The organism is Providencia sp. NPDC089933 (genome assembly GCF_049545585.1).
Classification (GTDB): domain Bacteria; phylum Pseudomonadota; class Gammaproteobacteria; order Enterobacterales; family Enterobacteriaceae; genus Providencia; species Providencia huashanensis.
Genome location: NZ_JBMWDT010000021.1, coordinates 22,658 through 39,503 on the forward strand (window position 1 = coordinate 22,658; position 16,846 = coordinate 39,503).

Consider the following 16,846-nt stretch of genomic DNA (forward strand, 5'->3'; position numbering starts at 1 on the left):
ATCCTCCTTTATAAATAGAAAATAGGTTATTTTTTCTGATAACGCAGCTGAATTCGACAGACTTGTGAACAACTATAGCCTGTGGCATCGGCGGTTTCACGAATACTCAGCTCTTTGTCTTTTCGGTAATAAATCACTTTCTCATGGCGCTCTTTATCTGCCTGCTTTCCTTTGTATTTACCTAAATTTTGGGCACGTTCGATACCTTGTTTTTGTCGTTCAAGGCGACTGATCCAATCTTTGTGTGACATGGCCGTCATCAAATCAATCAACATGGTATTAATGGGCTTGTTGCAAATAATAAATTAGCGTATTTTTTGCCCATGCCCCATGCCCCATGCCCCATGCCCCATGCCCCATGCCCAATGGCATGTTTCACGCTAAAACCGTCTCCACATTGAATAAGCGATTCATAAAGGCAGAGCGCTCCCGTACACGAAACTCGGGTTCATCACGACGTAGCCATTCATCAAATTGACCCTTATTCAGTTTCCGCAAAGTTTCAATGCCTTGGATTGTTGCCCAGGCCCGCTTAGAGATTTTGAACCCCTCGTTCAGCCAGCATATCACTGACGTTGGCATAACTGAGTGGTGTTGAGCCATACTAACGTAAACACCAAAGGATAATCGTGGAGGCAAAATGTTTCCATTTGAACTCATTCGCTGACATGGCTTTTCCTAAAGAGAGCATCGACAGTATGAGTGTTTATCAATTAGGTAATTTTTGCAACAAGCCCCCAGATTGAATACATGACCCTTATTTTCAAACGCTAGGCGAGTTAATATATAAATCAATTTATTATAATATTTCATGGTGTTTTTATAAAATTAGCTTTTCATTATAAAAGCAGTCACAGTAAGGCCTAATAGGGTACTTGAGAACAAATAGGAGCATGGCCAAATAACCCAAAATAAGCGTATTTACTTGTTTTTATTTGTGCGTATATTACAAAATAATACAAATTATAAATATGTGTTTATCCTAGATTAATGTTTTGTTTTTTAATTGTTTATGATTTATTATTCTGCGTTTGGCTTGTCAATTTTTGACTAATTAAAATTTAAAAAAATTAACTAACCTAACTTACCTAATGATATGTAGGTAAAATTAAAGGGTATTAAAAATTGTAACATGAGAGTAATTAAGTAAAAGTTCGATAGGAGACGGTTTGATCTTTAAGTTTTACACCTTATAATTGTACCCGCTTGCTTAAACCCGTTATGAATTTTATATTTATTTAATTACTAATTTTAAATTAGTAATTGTTTTCAATTACTGGAAAGATTACTAATATGAAATTTGAAAAGAATAGCATTAATAGTCAGTGCGATAATCTATTTTCAATTTACTGTGGAGCTGTTATTAAAAAGATCAGAAAAGAGTGTGGGATGACTGGCACTGAACTGGCAAGAAAATTAAATGTTTCACAGCAACAGATGTCTCGGTATGAACGAGGTATTAATAAGATTTCAATAGATATGTTATTTAATTTATCAATGGCATTGAATGTCCCATGTGAAAAAGTAATTAAAAATGCTTTACTTGAAATGGAAAAATCAAATTGTGATGACGAGTTAATATTGAAAAAATTATTAATAGCTTCTAATACCGTCCACTTTTATTAATCATAGTTAAATAAATATTTTTTAGTAATAGTAGTAATAGAAGTAAATCAAGTTGTTTGTTTATAAATCATTGAGGAATATATGAAGAAAATATTATTATTAGCACTAGTTTCTAGTGCTATGAGCACTTCTGTACTTGCTGCAGATATGGGCCATGGAAAAGTGAATTTTAAAGGCTCTATTATTGATGCACCATGTTCTATTTCACCAAATTCAATTGATCAAACTGTTGAGCTTGGACAAATATCAAATATGGCTTTAGTTAATGGTGGTAAATCTACTCCACGTAATTTTGACATCTCTTTAGAAAATTGTGATTTAACTGACGTAGAGAAAGGTGTTCAATTAACATTTAGTGGTGCAGCGGCTTCATTTGATAATTCAAACAAAACGTTAGGTATCGTTGGTACTGGTGCAGGAGCAGGCATACAAATTACAAATGGTGGCGGGAATGTAATTACGTTAGGTACACCAATACCATTCCAAAATATTCAAGATGGGAATAATACCCTGCGTTTCTCGGCGTATTTAATGGGTAATGGTGGTGATATTAAAACTATTACTGCCGGTGAATTTAGCTCCGTAGCTGACTTTACGCTGTCATACGAATAATCAATATTTAGTAGCTAGCAAAAAAGGATATTTTGCTGGCTTATTTCAAATGGAAGCCAGCGTCGGAGAGGAAGCAATGAAATATTTAATGATCAGTAAACTGCTTTCGTTGAGTCTTAGTATGTATTCTCTCATAAATATTTCCCCTGCCAATGCGCTAGGTTTGGTAAAGATGAGTGGCAGTATCATTGAAACAGCCTGTGCTATTGATGTTGGTAGCCGTGATCAAACTATTAATATGGGAAGCCTCTCTCTGAGTGATATCCGTCGAGATGGTCAAGGCCCAGTACATCCGTTTGTTATTAAGTTAGTTAATTGTGTTCTTGAACGTCAAAACCCGAATAAACCTAATTGGCAATACTTTCGAGTCACCTTTGATGGTGCACATCAACACGGATTATTTAGTGTGAATGGTCAAGCCAAAGGTGTTGGACTACAAATTCAACGTAATGATGGCAGAGAAATTATTGTTCCAGGACAAGCTCTATCTGCTCAAACTTTGACGCAAGGCTCCCGTGATTTAGCTTACGAATTAAGGTTGGTAGCTAATCATACTCCATTAGTATCAGGGCAGTACTACAGCCAATTAAGCTTTAAATTGGATTATGAATAATTCAATTATTAATTTTATATGTCAAAACCAAGTATTGATTTTGAATAAAAAAGCTAAATGGTTTTATTAATAAAAAAGAAATAAGAAGGTCGAGATGATGGCCCTAGGTTTTATTCATATGCCGTTGTTACGGGTAAGCCGTCCTCGGTTGATGGGACTACTTATTGCTTTATCCCTAAGTTGTAATAGCTACGCTGAGCAGATTGAATTTAATACGGATATTTTAGATGTCAATGACCGCGCAAATATTAATTTAGCTCAGTTTTCACGTCCAGGCTTTTTAATGCCAGGAGAATATCGTTTTTCTATTTTTATAAATAAGCATCAACTACCTGAACAAACCGTATTTTATTATGTACCCGATGGTCAGCCAGATGAGAGCGTGGCCTGTTTAAGCCCTACATTAGTTGAGCAACTCGCGCTTAAACCTTATTTATTGCCAACCCTAAAATGGTGGCATGATGGGCAGTGTTTATCACTAGAAAGCTTACCGGGCACTGAAGTTAAAGGGGATTTAGCTGCTTCCGCTTTATATGTCAGTTTACCACAAGCATATTTGGAATATACAGCCGAAAACTGGGATCCACCTGCTCGTTGGGAAGATGGATTACCTGGCGCTCTTTTTGATTATAACCTCAATGCACAGGTTGGTCAGCAAACTCGAGGCGGACAACGAACAAATGTCAGTACCAGCGGTAATGGTGTTGCGGGTGTTAACTTAGGTGTATGGCGTATGCGTGCTGATTGGCAAATGCGTTTAGACAAACAGCAAGGACAAGATACTTCTAGTTCATTAGATTGGACTCGATACTATGTCTATCGTGCAATTAAATCTCTCGGGGCAAAACTCACTTTAGGTGAAGATTATTTAGCCTCAGATATTTTTGACAGTTTTCGATTTACGGGACTCAGTCTGATCACCGACATCAATATGTTACCACCTAATTTACGGGGATATGCCCCCGAAATAACAGGTGTAGCTAAAAGTAATGCTACCGTTATTGTGAGTCAGCAAGGCCGTATTATTTATCAAACACAAGTTGCCGCTGGCCCTTTTCGTATTCAAGACTTAAATGATGCACTATCCGGTGAGATTAATGTTGAAGTTAAAGAACAAGATGGCTCAATTCAAACGTTTACGGTGAATACAGCCAGTGTTCCTTATCTCACTCGCCCAGGCCAAGTACGTTATAAGCTTGCCGCTGGACGTCCAACTGATTGGCGCCACCACGTGAGCGGTGAAACGTTTGCCAGCAGCGAGTTTTCGTGGGGAGTAAATAACGGTTGGTCATTATATGGTGGCGGCGTTGCAGCGGAGAATTACACTTCCGTTGCGGTTGGTATCGGTCGAGATCTGATGACGTTTGGCGCGCTGTCTTTTGATATCACCCATGCGCGTTCACGGTTAAAAGGGTTAACTGAAGTCGGCGATAAAACGTATCACGGTAATTCATATCGTTTGAGCTATTCAAAACGATTTGATGCCTACAATAGCCAAGTGACATTTGCGGGATATCGTTTTGCTGAGCAAGGTTTTATGAGTATGTCTGAGTACTTAAATGCCCAGTCTACGGGTGTCCGCCAGTATAGCAGTAAGGAAATGTATACGGTTTCCTATAACCAACAATTTCCGGAGTTGGGGCTCAGTGCTTATATAAATTATTACCATCAAACCTACTGGGATCAGCCTGATAATGACCGTTATAGTCTGTCTTTAGCACGTTATTTTGATATCGGGAAATGGAAAAATTTAAGTGTTAACTTGACGGCTTATCGAAATCGTTATCGGCAGACTAATGATGATGGGGCCTACCTTTCCTTTTCATTGCCTTGGGGGGAGAGTGGCTCGCTTAGCATGAACAGCAGTTGGGATGAGAGTGATAATTCTCAACGAGTCAGTTATTACGATCGATTAGATGAACGTACTAATTACCAATTAAGTACCGGATGGTCTCGTTCTGGTGGGTTAGTGAGTGGTTATTACACACATCAAGCTGATTTGGCTCAAATCAATGCAAATGCCACTTATCAGCAAGATAGATATCGTTCTGCTGGCTTATCACTTCAAGGTGGTTTTACGGCGATTAAGCAAGGTGTGGTGATGCATCGTGGTAATCAGCTTGGGGGGACTCGAATTTTTGTTGATACGGATGGTGTTCCGAATATCCCATTACGAGGTTATGGCTCAACTATTCGAACAAACTATTTTGGTCAGGCTGTATTAACAGATGTGAACAGTTATTACCGTAATCAGGTCAGTGTCGATTTAAATACATTACCTGAAGATGCTCAGGTATCACAATCGATTAAGCAAGGTACCTTAACAGAAGGTGCTATTGGTTACCGCCAGTTTGATGTTGTCGCTGGACACAGTGCAATGGCCTTATTGCGTTTATCTGATAATAGGTTCCCCCCATTTGGAGCACAAGTTTTCAATATAAAAGGCCAACAAGTGGGAATGGTGGGGGATGATGGGAGTACGTATTTAACGGGGCTCAACCCTAACGATAAATTACAAGTTCGTTGGGATGACAAAGCACAATGTGAAATCACCTTACCTAAAATATTACCGAAGAGCGACACGTTGTTAACGAATTGGTTATTACCGTGCGATGCGACTGGCATCTTACCCATAGAGCAGACACAGATAGTTGTTGAATCGAATACAGCCAGTTTACCGTCGCCTCATTCATTAATTTCTGAGGCATCAGATAAACCGGGTTTGGCCAGCTCAGCGAGCTGGTTAAGAAAATAAAAAATAACATGATTGAAGAAGGTTATCCCTCCTTCATACTAAGGTAAAAAATATGTTACAGAGTAATAAAACCAATAAAAAAAATCATCATCTAATTGCCATTTTTTTGGTTGGAGCAGTGTTGATATCCGCGACACTGTCTTCCGCGCAAGCTGCAATCGCTTTAGATCGCACACGTGCAATTATGACGGGTGAAGATAAATCTATTAGCTTAAATATCAGTAATGAAAATAAACAATTACCTTATTTAGCGCAAGGCTGGATTGAAAATGCCCAAGGTGAAAAAATCACGGAACCTTTTACAGTATTACCTCCCGTTCAGCGTGTTGAACCTGGTGCTAAAAGCCAAGTAAAAATTCAAGCACTACCGAGTGTTGCGTCACTGCCGCAAGACAGGGAATCCGTTTATTATTTCAATTTACGTGAAATCCCACCTAAAAGTGATAAACCGAACACACTTCAGCTGGCATTACAAACGCGAATTAAGTTGTTTTATCGCCCAAAGGCGATTATTCCAACTCGCCAACAAATGGAGAATCCATGGCAAGAAAAAATCACCCTCATTCGTCAAGGTGACCAATACAGTGTGGAGAATCCAACGCCGTATTTTGTAACGCTTGTTGATGCTGCTTCAGTGAAAGATGGAAAAACAGTCGCGGGGTTTGAACCGTTGATGGTTGCACCTAAAAGCAGTTTGCTTATGGGGGGGAGTACTAAAGCCTTAGGAAGTAAGCCTGTACTCACTTATATCAATGATTATGGTGGGCGACCAACGTTGATGTTTACTTGTCAAGATAATCGCTGTCATGTGGTATCAGATAAACAGTAGCTTAGAACAAGATGACGTTAAAGCAGATTTCAACGCAGGAGAGCCTCATGAAAGAAGCAAATAAGATCCCTCATTGTATGATGGCGTGCGGTTTAGGATTGTCCTTACTCAGTTGCACAGCACTCAGTACTGAACTCGATAAAGTGGATAACTGGGATGTCGATGGTGCTAATGGCACATTATATGTACACGGAGCTTTAACGGAAAGTGCTTGTCGATTAGCGATGTCGTCAGCATATCAAACAGTTGAACTGGGGATATTAGGCACAGGGCAATTACAGAAAGTTGGTCAAACAGGTACCCCTATCGCGGTACAACTGCGTTTAGAAGATTGTTTAAGTGGTGAAAGTCGTAATCGTAATAAACTCGGAAACTTATTGTGGAGTCCTGATATGCCTGCAATGAAAATTCGTTTTTTGGCAGAGGCGGACAATCAAAGCCCACAATTAGCTGCCGTTACGGGGGCGCAAGGAATCGCATTACAATTGAGTAATGCTTCTTATCATCCTATTGCAATAGGGGAATACAGTACTCCTGAGCTAGTTTCTCCAGGGCAGAATCAATTGACCTATTATATTACCCCGATCCGTACTACAGCAGGATTAAGTTCGGGAGCTTATCAGGCAATTATTCGCTTTCAGGTCAGTTATGATTAGGAGTTAACGATGTTATTGATACAGCATGCGACCATAGGGATTAAAGGCTTTATTACGCTCAGCTTTCTTTTTTTTAGCTCGCTATTATTTGAAAGTCTATTTCATGTCGTACGTGCGGACACTGCAAATCTGAATTTAACGTTGACCATTACGATGCCTCCACAGTGTACGTTTGGTGGTGGTAGTTCAATACAAATTGTACGTTTTGAAGAGGTACAACAAGGATTAATTGATGGAGTGAGTTATAAGCGAACCCCTATTGATACCGGATTATCTTGCCGTGCATTAGAAAAAAATGCGTTGAATATGGCGTTGTCATGGGATCCGGTAACCTTTAATGGCGTTTCTGCTATCAGTACAAGCCGAACAAATTTGGGTATTGCCATTTATCGGGATTCGACTCGCTTAAGTAACGGCGCATCAATTAACTTTACTTACGGTAATCCTCCGAACTTGTACGCAGTACCGATAAAACCTAGCGGTATGATGCTTAGTGATGCGGGATCTTTTACTGGCACAATGACAGTGACGTTAAATTATCAATAAATGTGGGACTATCTCATGAATAATACTCTCTTTGTTCGGTGTTTTATCGGCCTGCTTTGTTTATTAAGTCCGATATTATCACGAGCATTGGATGTCTATTTTACAGGAACATTGGTTGTCACGCCGCCAGAATGTACCGTGAATAGTGGTACTGTGGCAGATGTCAATTTTGGCGATATCCATGAAACACTGATTGACAATAGCAGTTATAAACGCACACGTATTGATTACACGTTAAATTGTACGAATGTCTATAGCAATGCATTAAAGATGACGGTCAGCTGGAACCCGATTACGCTCAATGGGCAAAATGTTATTCGTACTGGTCGGACGAATCTCGGGATAGCGGTTTATCAGAATTCGACTCGATTAAGTAATGGTGATGTTGTGAATTTCACTTATGGTAGCAATCAACCTGCACTTTATGCAGTACCAGTAAAACCCTCGGGAACGGTATTAACTGATGGCGGAAATTTTAATGGGACATTAACTTTTGTGGTGGATTACCGTTAAGGAGAACAAGATGAAATTTATTCACCGACAACAAGTAGCTCTCTGCTTTTTTTGTGTAATAAGCTCTCCATTTGCATTGGGGTTAGGGGCAAATCTTTACGGTAATTTAATCGTGACGCCACCTGAATGTATTCTAAATAACAATAATCAAGCGGAGATTCATTTTGGTGATATTTTATTAACGCGCATTGACGGTAATAACTACTTACAAACATTGCCATTGAGTCTATCGTGTACAGGATTAGCAAAAAATAATCTGACATTGATCTTAGAAGGCGACCCTACATTGTTTAATAGCAATGGCGCATTAAAAACAAGCAATGATAAATTAGGCGTTATTTTTTATGTTAACAATATCAGGCAAGCAATTAACCAGCCGGTGAATATTAATTATACTTCTTTGCCTTCTTTAAAAGCTGCGCCGATTAAAAATATGACTGCAAGCTTTAATGATACAGATGGTGGTAGTTTTACTGCTTTGGCAACATTAAAGGTGAACTACCAATGATAAAATTACTGATAAGCACAAGTCAACGTTATTGTTATTTATGCAGTTTAGGAGGGCTCTTCATGATGATGTCCTCTGCAGTGGAAGCCAATTGGTTTTTTGATGGTACGCTAATACTGCCCCCCGCCTGTGAATTAGGACAAAAAAATCCTATACGCGTTTCTTTTGGAAAGGTGGGGGTGCGTAAAGTGGATGGGAATTTATTTAAACAAGACATACCGTATCAATTGAATTGCCAAGGTGACTTAAATCAACCGTGGAATGTGACATTGACGTTCAGTGGAACACTCGCGGGTACGGGATTTGATAATGCGACATTACAAACAAGCAGCCCTATGAATAACGGAAAATTAGGCATTCAAATTCAAAAGGACGGGATACCGTTAGAACTGAACAAGGCGTTTGCAATTAATAGTTCAAATCTACCAAAATTATCGGCGGTTCCGATTAAGCGTGCAGGATCGGAACTGGTTGGTGATAATTTTTCTGCGACAGGGACATTGACCATCGATTTTCAATGACACGATAAAAGGAAATGAGAAAAATGCAAATACCATTACGTCAATTATGGCCTTTAGTCTTGTCACTAAGTTTAGTTGGAGGCCCGCTTTGTGCGCGGTCGGAAACCGTACAATTTGATGGAACATTGGTTGAGGACGCCTGCGAAATATATCCTGGCGATGAAAATATCGAATTGGATTTTGGCACTATTGTAGACAAATATTTGTATTTGAATACACGAACACACAGCCAGCTATTTACAATTAGGTTAATTAATTGTGATTTAGTGTTGGGTAAAGAAGTTCAAGTAACCTTTATGGGAACTGAAAGTGCAGCATTACCCGGATTATTAGCACTTAATGCAGGGAGCAAAGCAAATGGGATCGCTATTGGTTTTGAAACTCAAAGTGGTGAACCTATCTCGTTAAATAGATCAAAAGACTACACTCAACAGCTCCAAGCCAGTGGCACCAATAACATCAATTTGAAAGCTTATGTTCGAGGCGAACCTATCGCCCTTCGCGATAAATCAATTACACGCGGAACTTTCGAGGCTACTACCACTTTTATTCTTGAATATGAATAACTCTAAAGAAATGACTAATTTTTGTTAATTATTCAAAATCACAATACCACATAAATATAACAGGAGTTATATATGTCAAAATATAGAATGAAGACAATCTTATATAGTATTTCCATTAATCATCAGTTTTAATAATTCAGCTAATTCAACTGTAGGTTTTGGTCATAGGCCTTACATGAACGCAGTTGTCAGTAATTGTGGTATAGGAAAGATGATAGGAATAGGATACAACGCACAGGGAAGTGGCGAAATTATATCAGATTTGGGTTGGGAGCATTTGAGGCGACGACAGCTTTTATGTTGGAGTAAGAGTGATTGGGGTACCATTAGGAAAAATATATGAAATATTAGTATTGTGGTTAAAATAGATTTCATACAAAAATAGGTTGTGTATTTTTGTATGATTATTTTAATCATTTTTATATATAGTGAAGATAGTGATATGAAATAATGAAATTAACTCATCATCACCTATTATATATTATTTAAATAACCGGTCATAATGATTTTAAAAAAGGACGTAGATGAAAATTTATTCTGTATTATTAATTTTTATTTCTTTTTACTCTTCAGCTACACTCACTATAACAACGGAGAGTAACACAATACCAATAAATTCCATATTGGCACAGGGGCCATTAGATAAAAATGATGACGCTACATGGGCAAATTGTGCGAAAATCATTTGCGCCGATGGCATTATGAATGGCGATAATTTACTTACTATTCAAATGTCATCTGAGGGTGGAGAATTTACAATCTATAAAATCCCCATTAATTGTAATGGTGCTTTTACAAATAGAGATGCAGCTATGATTTTCTCCCGCGATATATTACTCGTACAAAAAAGACTATATTTTTATCGACAATCGGGTTCATGGGAACCGTGGGTTTCAACCGCAGCTTCCGTAACGTGTTATGATAAACAAAATAAAAATTTTATTCTTTATAACTCACATCCACCGAGCAATATAATTGGGGGGCCTGAATCTTTAAGTGTTTGTAATTTAAATAGTCAAAACTTATTGCTTGATTTTTCATCAAAAAGCCTCATGGTTGCAGGTTTGAGTAAAAATACAAATTTAACTATTACCTGCACTGCAGGTAATGCTAGGGATTATAAATTAAGGTTAACGGGAACAAATGTCACAAATGGGAAATTGGATTTCAAAAATGGAGTTTATGCTCAAATATCACTCGATGGTATACATATTAATGCTAATGGTGATGGAATTAATTTAAATGGATTAGTTAGTCGCGAAATTCAAGTAAATGCAACATTATCGGGTTCAGCTTCTACTTCAGGCATAACAACGAGTAACGGAATTTTAATTCTTGAAGCGCTATAAAGGGGCTTGTTGCAAAAATTACCTAAATGAGAAACACTCACGATATTGATTATGTCTTATTAGGAATAGGCCATGCCATCGAATGAGTTTAAATGGAAACATTTTGCCCCCACGATTATCCTTTGGTGTTTACGTTGGTATGGCTCAACACCACTCAGTTATGCCAACGTCAGGGGCACAATCTCTAAGCGGGCCTGGGCGACGGGCGACAATCCAAGGCGTTGAAACTTTGCGAAAACTGAATAAGGGTCAATTTGATGAATGGCTACGTCGTGATGAACCCGAGTTTCGTGTACGGGAGCGCTCTGCCTTTATGAATCGCTTATGACCAAATAGGCTAACTAAAATTACTGTGTTAATAATTAACACACAAGGTGATCCTATAGCTCGTACAACAAGTGTAACTATCGGGGCTCAATTGGATGAGTTTGTAAATCAACTCATATCGTCTGGAAGATATGGTTCAACAAGTGAAGTTGTTCGCTCTGCTCTACGTCTACTTGAGGTTCAAGAAAAACAAACGGCAGCATTGAAAATTTTAATTGATGCAGGTGAACAAAGTGGTGAGTCGTCGTTAACACTCCATGATATCGCTAAAAAAGTGAAGAATGCTCATAATGTATAAACTTTCCAATCTAGTGGCTAAAGACTTTGATGGGATATTTGAGTATACCTAAATGACATGGGGGTTTGTAATATAAAAATCGAAGAAATAATAATAGAGTGACAAATTATCACTCTATTATTGGGGGTGATGCAAATAATGAATTAGTGTGTTTTTTGCTCGAGCATAATAATTGAAATATTTGGCTAACTTCCTGTAAACCAAATAAAGCCTCCCATTGTTATTACAGACAAAATCGTACTCCAAAATAGGGTTGATGCCATTTCTTGTTCACCTGTTTTATATTCCACCGCAAAAATAACAGCAATGGATGCTGTAGGAATAGCTAAGGTAACCGAAACTAAACCACGTTCAACATGAGGTATAGATAAGGCGATCATTATCACTAGAATAATTAATGGCAATAAAATATTCTTGCTAAGTACGTTTATGATTACTGGAATAGAAAAACTGACTTTTTGTGCGTAAAGAACAGCTCCGACGGCAAATAATGCAACCCCGCCTGTTGCTTGACCTAATAAAATAAATGAGCCTTTTAAGAACTTCGGCATATCTAAGCCAATTAATAACAAAATAAAAGCAAGGATTGGTGCCCATACAACAGGTTGTATAATTGCATTTTTTATACTGCTAGCAATAACTGAAAAAGCACCTTGCTTACTTGTTGAAGTATCATTGGTATCGGCCCCCACTAAAAAGATTAAGGCTAATGGAACCTGAATTAAATTCATTAATAAGCTGCCAACGGCAATTGCAATGTCTGCATCAATAGGAAATAACACACCTAATACGGGAGTTCCAACAAAAGGTACAGCGGGACCGGCAATGGCAATAGCGCGCAATGCAGCTAAACGCGCACTAGATTTGAAAATAAAACGGGAGATAAGAAAAACAGTAATAAATCCCACAACCATACCAACGAAGATCCACAAGAAAACATCAACATTACTGATTATTTCAGTGAGTGGAGTACTCAGAATTCCCGCAAATAGTAATAGTGGTAATGCATATAACATCACCATTTTATTTAATACAGTAGCTTGATCTTTATTGAAATCATGCCTACACCCTGCAAAATATCCAAGTAAAAGCGTTACCACGATCGGTAATAATGCTGTAATAATTGTATCTAACATCAGATAGCCTCTTACTATTCGAAACAATAGGGCGCAATAATATTTATTGCACCTTTTAGTTTATTTAATTACAACAAAGGCGGGGTTGTTGGAATAATAGGAACTTCAATGACAGTAGGAACTGAACGAGAAAATGCTTCCTTACAGATTTGGTTGATTTCATCTAATGTTTCAGCTCGTACACCAACACAGCCGTAACCTTTTGCCAAAGAAACAATATCTAAATCAGGTAAATCTAGACCCGGAACGCCAGGTGAATTTTCTAATTTTGCAAAAGATTTCAAAATTGCATATTCACCATTACGTGGCACAACAAACAATATTGGTAATTTAAGCTGAGCAGCTGTCCATAAACCTTGAATTGAATATTGCAAAGAACCATCACCAATAATGGCAAGAACCGGACGATTTTTACCGCTATCTCTTTCAGCTAATGCAATACCAATACTCGCGGGTAAATTCCAGCCAAGGCTTCCACTGGCAAAAGTATAAAAAGAATCGGGTTTATCAATTGACCATGCGGTATGTAACTCGCCAAGGTTAGAGGGTGATTCTTCAACTAATATTGTATTTTCAGGTGTAAACTCACGCAAACCTTTAAAGAGTTCTAATGCCCAAAGTTGTTCACCTTCTTGCTGTTCTGCCGCAGGGTGGGGAGACATTCTGTGTGATTGTTGTGGTATTTTAGGAGGTGTTGCTGTACGTTTTTGTACTCGGTTGAGTAATGCTTCTAGTGCTAATACTGGGCTAGATAATAGGCTGTCACCAACAGGTGCTTTTCCTGATTCATTAGGATCATCTGTAATATGCAATAACTGCAATCCTTCTGGAATGTACTCACCCGCTACATAGGGATAATAACGGAATATTGGTGCTCCAATGACAATAGCAACATCATAACCTGCTAATTGTTTTGATAATGGCTCAATAGCAAAAGGCAAGCCACCTGCATACAGTGGATGAGTTTCAGGGAATGATGGCACTTCAGAAGCCGGTGCGCTGAATACATGGCAATTCAATTTCTCGGCTAATTGAATACCGATATCCCAACCTTGTCCACGAGCAATCCCAGCGCCATAAATAAGAGCCGGATTTTTAGCTGTTGAAAGAAGATCAGCAAATTGAGAAATGAGAATAGGATCTGGAGCATATCGTGATGCTACGCTCCGCACAACGGCATCTCCTAGCGCAGGTTTATCCCAATCATCTAATGGAATAGATAAAAAGACAGGACCAGCAGGTGGCTGTAATGCCATCGCGTAAGCTCGCATAAATGCAGCAGGTACATCTTCAGCTCTGACTGGTTCATAGCTCCATTTTATCCAGGGTTTAGGCAATTCTGTAGGTGAAACGTTAGTTAACCATGGTTCCATAAGTAACATTTCTCGCGTTTGGTTTCCAGCGGTAATAATTAATGGTGTTTTATTTTGTGCCGCTGTCATGATGTTACTCATTGAGTTACTTAAACCTGCAGAAGTATGGACGTTAACAATCGCGGGTTTACGAGTTGCTTGTGCATAGCCATCAGCAGCACCAACTGCGGATGATTCGTGTAATGTTTGCACGTAACGGAAATCTTCAGGAAAATCCTTTAAAAAAGTTTCCTCAGTTGAGCCTGGATTACCAAATAAAGTAGTTAATTCAAGTTTGCGTAGTAAATTAAAAGTGACATCACGAATAGTTTTTACCTTCATACTGTACTTTCCTTAAATCAAAAAAGTTAATAGTGGTCATGCAGGTGTTATAATAATAAAAGATAAGGTGTATAGATTATTGTTAATTATTTAATTTAATTGAGGGTAAAGAGTTTGCATATTATAGCATTCAACATAGAAAAAATAATGAAATTATCCTGATTGAATATTGATATTAATAGTGTTTGTTAATATTTAATTATTCATTATTTGACTTAATTTAGTTCGAATTACTATTTACTACGGGCTTTTTGAAAAAACTGCCTAAGCGAACTGATCCTACCCGCGTAATGTGGACACAGTCCATGGCTAGGAAGCTGGATAAATAGTTTAATGAACTTGTGTCACTCAGAACCTCGGCTGACGTTTGGTCTTAAAGACCAAGCTTATTTTTTAACACTTCATACGGTGTTTTACCAGCATGAGCTGAGTGGGGGCGATGACAATTATAAAATGCCTCCCATTCAGCTAATTTTTCATGTAAATCGACATCATCCTTATAATCGATTAATTGATAAAATTCCTGTTTATCTGTTAAATGAGAACGCTCTACTTTCCCATTCAATCTGGGGGTAGCTGGCTTAATATAGACATGCTCCATCCCTAGATCATGAATATGCCAATTAAATTTAGACTGGAATTCGTGCCCATTATCCGTTCTAATCGTTTTGATTCTAAAGGGAAATTTATTTACAACATAATTAATAAAATCAATAGCATTAGCCTGATTGTGCCTTTCATAAATTTTAAGTGCTCTGATCCGTGTCGCATCATCAATTGCTGTATATTGAAAACGTTTAATTCGTTGTCCATCAGGCGTATTAAAAAATAAAAACTTCACATCGACCTGAACATGGTGCCCTGGCACTTGTTTCTGATAACGTTTAAATAGTGGTTTAGAGCGACTTCGCTGATTTTGGGGAAGTTGGTTTAATTTGTTTCTGAGCAATACATAATAGCAGCCAGAGCGTGATATTTTGATGTTATGAAACCGTAGAAGATACCAAGCGATACGTTGGGGACCAAAATGGTAAGTCGTACGCAGATAAATAACCAGCTCTTCGATGTGTTTTGCAACTCTTCTGGTTGGATTTTCAGGGCAGGGTTTATTGTTGATTAATCCTTTCTCGCCATCTCGTTCATAAGCTCTTTTCCAAGTATAAAAAGTTTCTCTACTGATCCCAAAATGACGACAAGTTTTAGCAATATTTTTGCTCTCACGGGCATGATTTAAGATTTTTGTTTTATGTGCAATATCTCGTTTAGCTTTAATGTTCATCATATCTGACCTCCGGCTACAATTAGAAAAAACTAATTGTCAACCGAAGTCCAGACTTTCATAGGCATCTGATATCGTACGATGAGACGGTGACAGAGCCTACTTGTCGCTGTAGGGGCGGTATCAGGGGTTTGACGCTCAATGGAACGGTTTCATACGTTAAGGATTTTTTGTCTGATAAATCATAACATATAAGACACTGCTTATATTGACAATATAACCTATAGGTTATATCATTCATTATAATTAGGAGGTTATATTTGTTTATGTGGGAAATATTAACGAGAGATCTCTTTGATTCTTGGTTTGAAGAACAAAACGAGGAAACTCAGATTGAAGTGTTGGCGGTGTTAATGATTTTGCGCGAGGATGGTCCAAACCTTGGCCGGCCCCAAGTCGATACACTGAAAGGCTCACAGTTTCCCAACATGAAGGAACTGCGAATCCAGGTTGGCGGTCATCCAATTAGAGCGTGTTTTGCATTTGACCCTATACGCCGTGGTATTGTGTTATGCGCGGGTGATAAAAAAGGAAAAGACGAAACCCGTTTCTATAAGAAATTGATCAAGATGGCTGATGCTGAATATGCAGCGCATCTATTAGAGCAGGAGAAATAACATGTCCACTTTAGATAAACTACTTGCAAAACAATCCCCTGAAGCACGGGCACAAATCGAAGCAAGAGCTGAAGAAATTCGGCGTGAAATAACGCTGGCAAAAATTCGTGAGGAACTTAATCTTTCTCAAACGGAGCTGGCTCAATCACTGGGCGTTTCACAACCTTCTATTGCTAAGCTTGAGAAGGTTGATAACGATCCTAAGCTTTCAACTCTAAAGCGCTATATTAAAGCTTTAGGTGGTGAACTTTCTATAGATGTCACGCTACCTAATGGTAAGCGGATAGGATTGAGTTTATAAAAACACCCTCCTAGGGGCAGTTTGGATATCGAAAATTATTGTACGGTAAGCCTGTTTTTTGAACCGGCTTACCTATAGCAATCGGGTATACTCAAGGTGA

The 16,846-nt window shown here is 38.4% G+C and carries 18 protein-coding genes and 4 pseudogenes; 17 read left to right on the forward strand and 5 right to left on the reverse strand.

Annotated elements, in window-relative coordinates; translation table 11 throughout:
• Positions 1-26: 26 nt before the first annotated feature.
• Positions 27-284 (reverse strand): annotated as a pseudogene (locus ACPEH5_RS20920) (hypothetical protein); the annotation flags it as partial.
• Between the two features lie 91 nt (positions 285-375).
• Positions 376-670 (reverse strand): annotated as a pseudogene (locus tag ACPEH5_RS20925) (hypothetical protein).
• A 623-nt stretch (positions 671-1,293) separates the two neighbouring features.
• Between ACPEH5_RS20925 and ACPEH5_RS20930 the strand changes: the two are divergent.
• From ACPEH5_RS20930 to ACPEH5_RS21000, 15 genes and pseudogenes are all read left to right on the forward strand, one after another.
• A complete protein-coding gene (locus tag ACPEH5_RS20930; RefSeq protein WP_249890890.1) occupies positions 1,294-1,626 on the forward strand; it encodes a helix-turn-helix domain-containing protein in 333 nt (110 codons plus the stop codon).
• Positions 1,627-1,707: 81 nt separating this feature from the next.
• Complete coding sequence (locus ACPEH5_RS20935) at positions 1,708-2,238, forward strand: fimbrial protein (RefSeq protein ID WP_249890891.1); 531 nt, start codon at positions 1,708-1,710, stop codon at positions 2,236-2,238.
• Between the two features lie 76 nt (positions 2,239-2,314).
• Positions 2,315-2,851: a fimbrial protein gene (locus ACPEH5_RS20940; RefSeq protein ID WP_249890892.1), complete on the forward strand. Its 537-nt coding sequence runs from the start codon at positions 2,315-2,317 to the stop codon at positions 2,849-2,851.
• Between the two features lie 94 nt (positions 2,852-2,945).
• Positions 2,946-5,606, forward strand: a complete 2,661-nt coding sequence (locus tag ACPEH5_RS20945; protein ID WP_283126838.1) for an outer membrane usher protein — start codon at positions 2,946-2,948, stop codon at positions 5,604-5,606.
• A 52-nt stretch (positions 5,607-5,658) separates the two neighbouring features.
• Entirely contained in the window at positions 5,659-6,435 is a 777-nt protein-coding gene (locus ACPEH5_RS20950; protein WP_423727151.1) for a fimbria/pilus periplasmic chaperone, read from the forward strand.
• Between the two features lie 47 nt (positions 6,436-6,482).
• Positions 6,483-7,091, forward strand: a complete 609-nt coding sequence (locus tag ACPEH5_RS20955) for a fimbrial protein (RefSeq protein ID WP_423727152.1) — start codon at positions 6,483-6,485, stop codon at positions 7,089-7,091.
• Positions 7,092-7,100: 9 nt separating this feature from the next.
• Complete coding sequence (locus ACPEH5_RS20960) at positions 7,101-7,637, forward strand: fimbrial protein (RefSeq protein ID WP_249890896.1); 537 nt, start codon at positions 7,101-7,103, stop codon at positions 7,635-7,637.
• Positions 7,638-7,652: 15 nt separating this feature from the next.
• Positions 7,653-8,150 (forward strand): fimbrial protein, encoded by a 498-nt coding sequence (locus ACPEH5_RS20965; RefSeq protein ID WP_249890897.1) that lies wholly within the window; start codon positions 7,653-7,655, stop codon positions 8,148-8,150.
• Between the two features lie 10 nt (positions 8,151-8,160).
• Positions 8,161-8,658, forward strand: coding sequence for a fimbrial protein (locus tag ACPEH5_RS20970; RefSeq protein ID WP_335674337.1), 498 nt, complete (start codon positions 8,161-8,163; stop codon positions 8,656-8,658).
• 62 nt (positions 8,659-8,720) lie between these two features.
• Positions 8,721-9,179, forward strand: coding sequence for a fimbrial protein (locus tag ACPEH5_RS20975; protein WP_348638191.1), 459 nt, complete (start codon positions 8,721-8,723; stop codon positions 9,177-9,179).
• 23 nt (positions 9,180-9,202) lie between these two features.
• Positions 9,203-9,745 carry a fimbrial protein gene (locus ACPEH5_RS20980; protein ID WP_249890900.1) on the forward strand — a complete coding sequence of 181 codons (543 nt, stop codon included), beginning with the start codon at positions 9,203-9,205 and terminating at the stop codon, positions 9,743-9,745.
• A 524-nt stretch (positions 9,746-10,269) separates the two neighbouring features.
• Positions 10,270-11,094 (forward strand): hypothetical protein, encoded by an 825-nt coding sequence (locus ACPEH5_RS20985; protein WP_423727153.1) that lies wholly within the window; start codon positions 10,270-10,272, stop codon positions 11,092-11,094.
• Positions 11,095-11,166: 72 nt separating this feature from the next.
• A pseudogene (locus ACPEH5_RS20990) lies at positions 11,167-11,286 on the forward strand (IS6 family transposase); the annotation flags it as partial.
• A gap of 13 nt (positions 11,287-11,299) precedes the next feature.
• Positions 11,300-11,422 (forward strand): annotated as a pseudogene (locus ACPEH5_RS20995) (IS6 family transposase); the annotation flags it as partial.
• A gap of 54 nt (positions 11,423-11,476) precedes the next feature.
• Complete coding sequence (locus ACPEH5_RS21000; RefSeq protein ID WP_249890956.1) at positions 11,477-11,719, forward strand: type II toxin-antitoxin system ParD family antitoxin; 243 nt, start codon at positions 11,477-11,479, stop codon at positions 11,717-11,719.
• Between the two features lie 185 nt (positions 11,720-11,904).
• On the opposite strand, the gene ACPEH5_RS21005 is transcribed toward ACPEH5_RS21000, so the two are convergent.
• From ACPEH5_RS21005 to ACPEH5_RS21015, 3 genes are all read right to left on the reverse strand, one after another.
• The gene (locus ACPEH5_RS21005) at positions 11,905-12,855 is read right to left on the reverse strand and encodes an AEC family transporter (RefSeq protein WP_249890902.1); all 951 of its coding nucleotides are present in this window, start codon (positions 12,853-12,855) and stop codon (positions 11,905-11,907) included.
• Positions 12,856-12,923: 68 nt separating this feature from the next.
• The gene (gene mdlC, locus ACPEH5_RS21010; RefSeq protein ID WP_423727154.1) at positions 12,924-14,549 is read right to left on the reverse strand and encodes a benzoylformate decarboxylase; all 1,626 of its coding nucleotides are present in this window, start codon (positions 14,547-14,549) and stop codon (positions 12,924-12,926) included.
• Positions 14,550-14,922: 373 nt separating this feature from the next.
• Positions 14,923-15,831, reverse strand: coding sequence for an IS481 family transposase (locus ACPEH5_RS21015; RefSeq protein ID WP_394350850.1), 909 nt, complete (start codon positions 15,829-15,831; stop codon positions 14,923-14,925).
• A gap of 263 nt (positions 15,832-16,094) precedes the next feature.
• Between ACPEH5_RS21015 and ACPEH5_RS21020 the strand changes: the two genes are divergently transcribed.
• A complete protein-coding gene (locus tag ACPEH5_RS21020) occupies positions 16,095-16,445 on the forward strand; it encodes a type II toxin-antitoxin system RelE/ParE family toxin (protein ID WP_042847389.1) in 351 nt (116 codons plus the stop codon).
• 1 nt (position 16,446) lies between these two features.
• A complete protein-coding gene (locus ACPEH5_RS21025; protein ID WP_249890904.1) occupies positions 16,447-16,746 on the forward strand; it encodes a helix-turn-helix domain-containing protein in 300 nt (99 codons plus the stop codon).
• Positions 16,747-16,846: the final 100 nt, after the last annotated feature.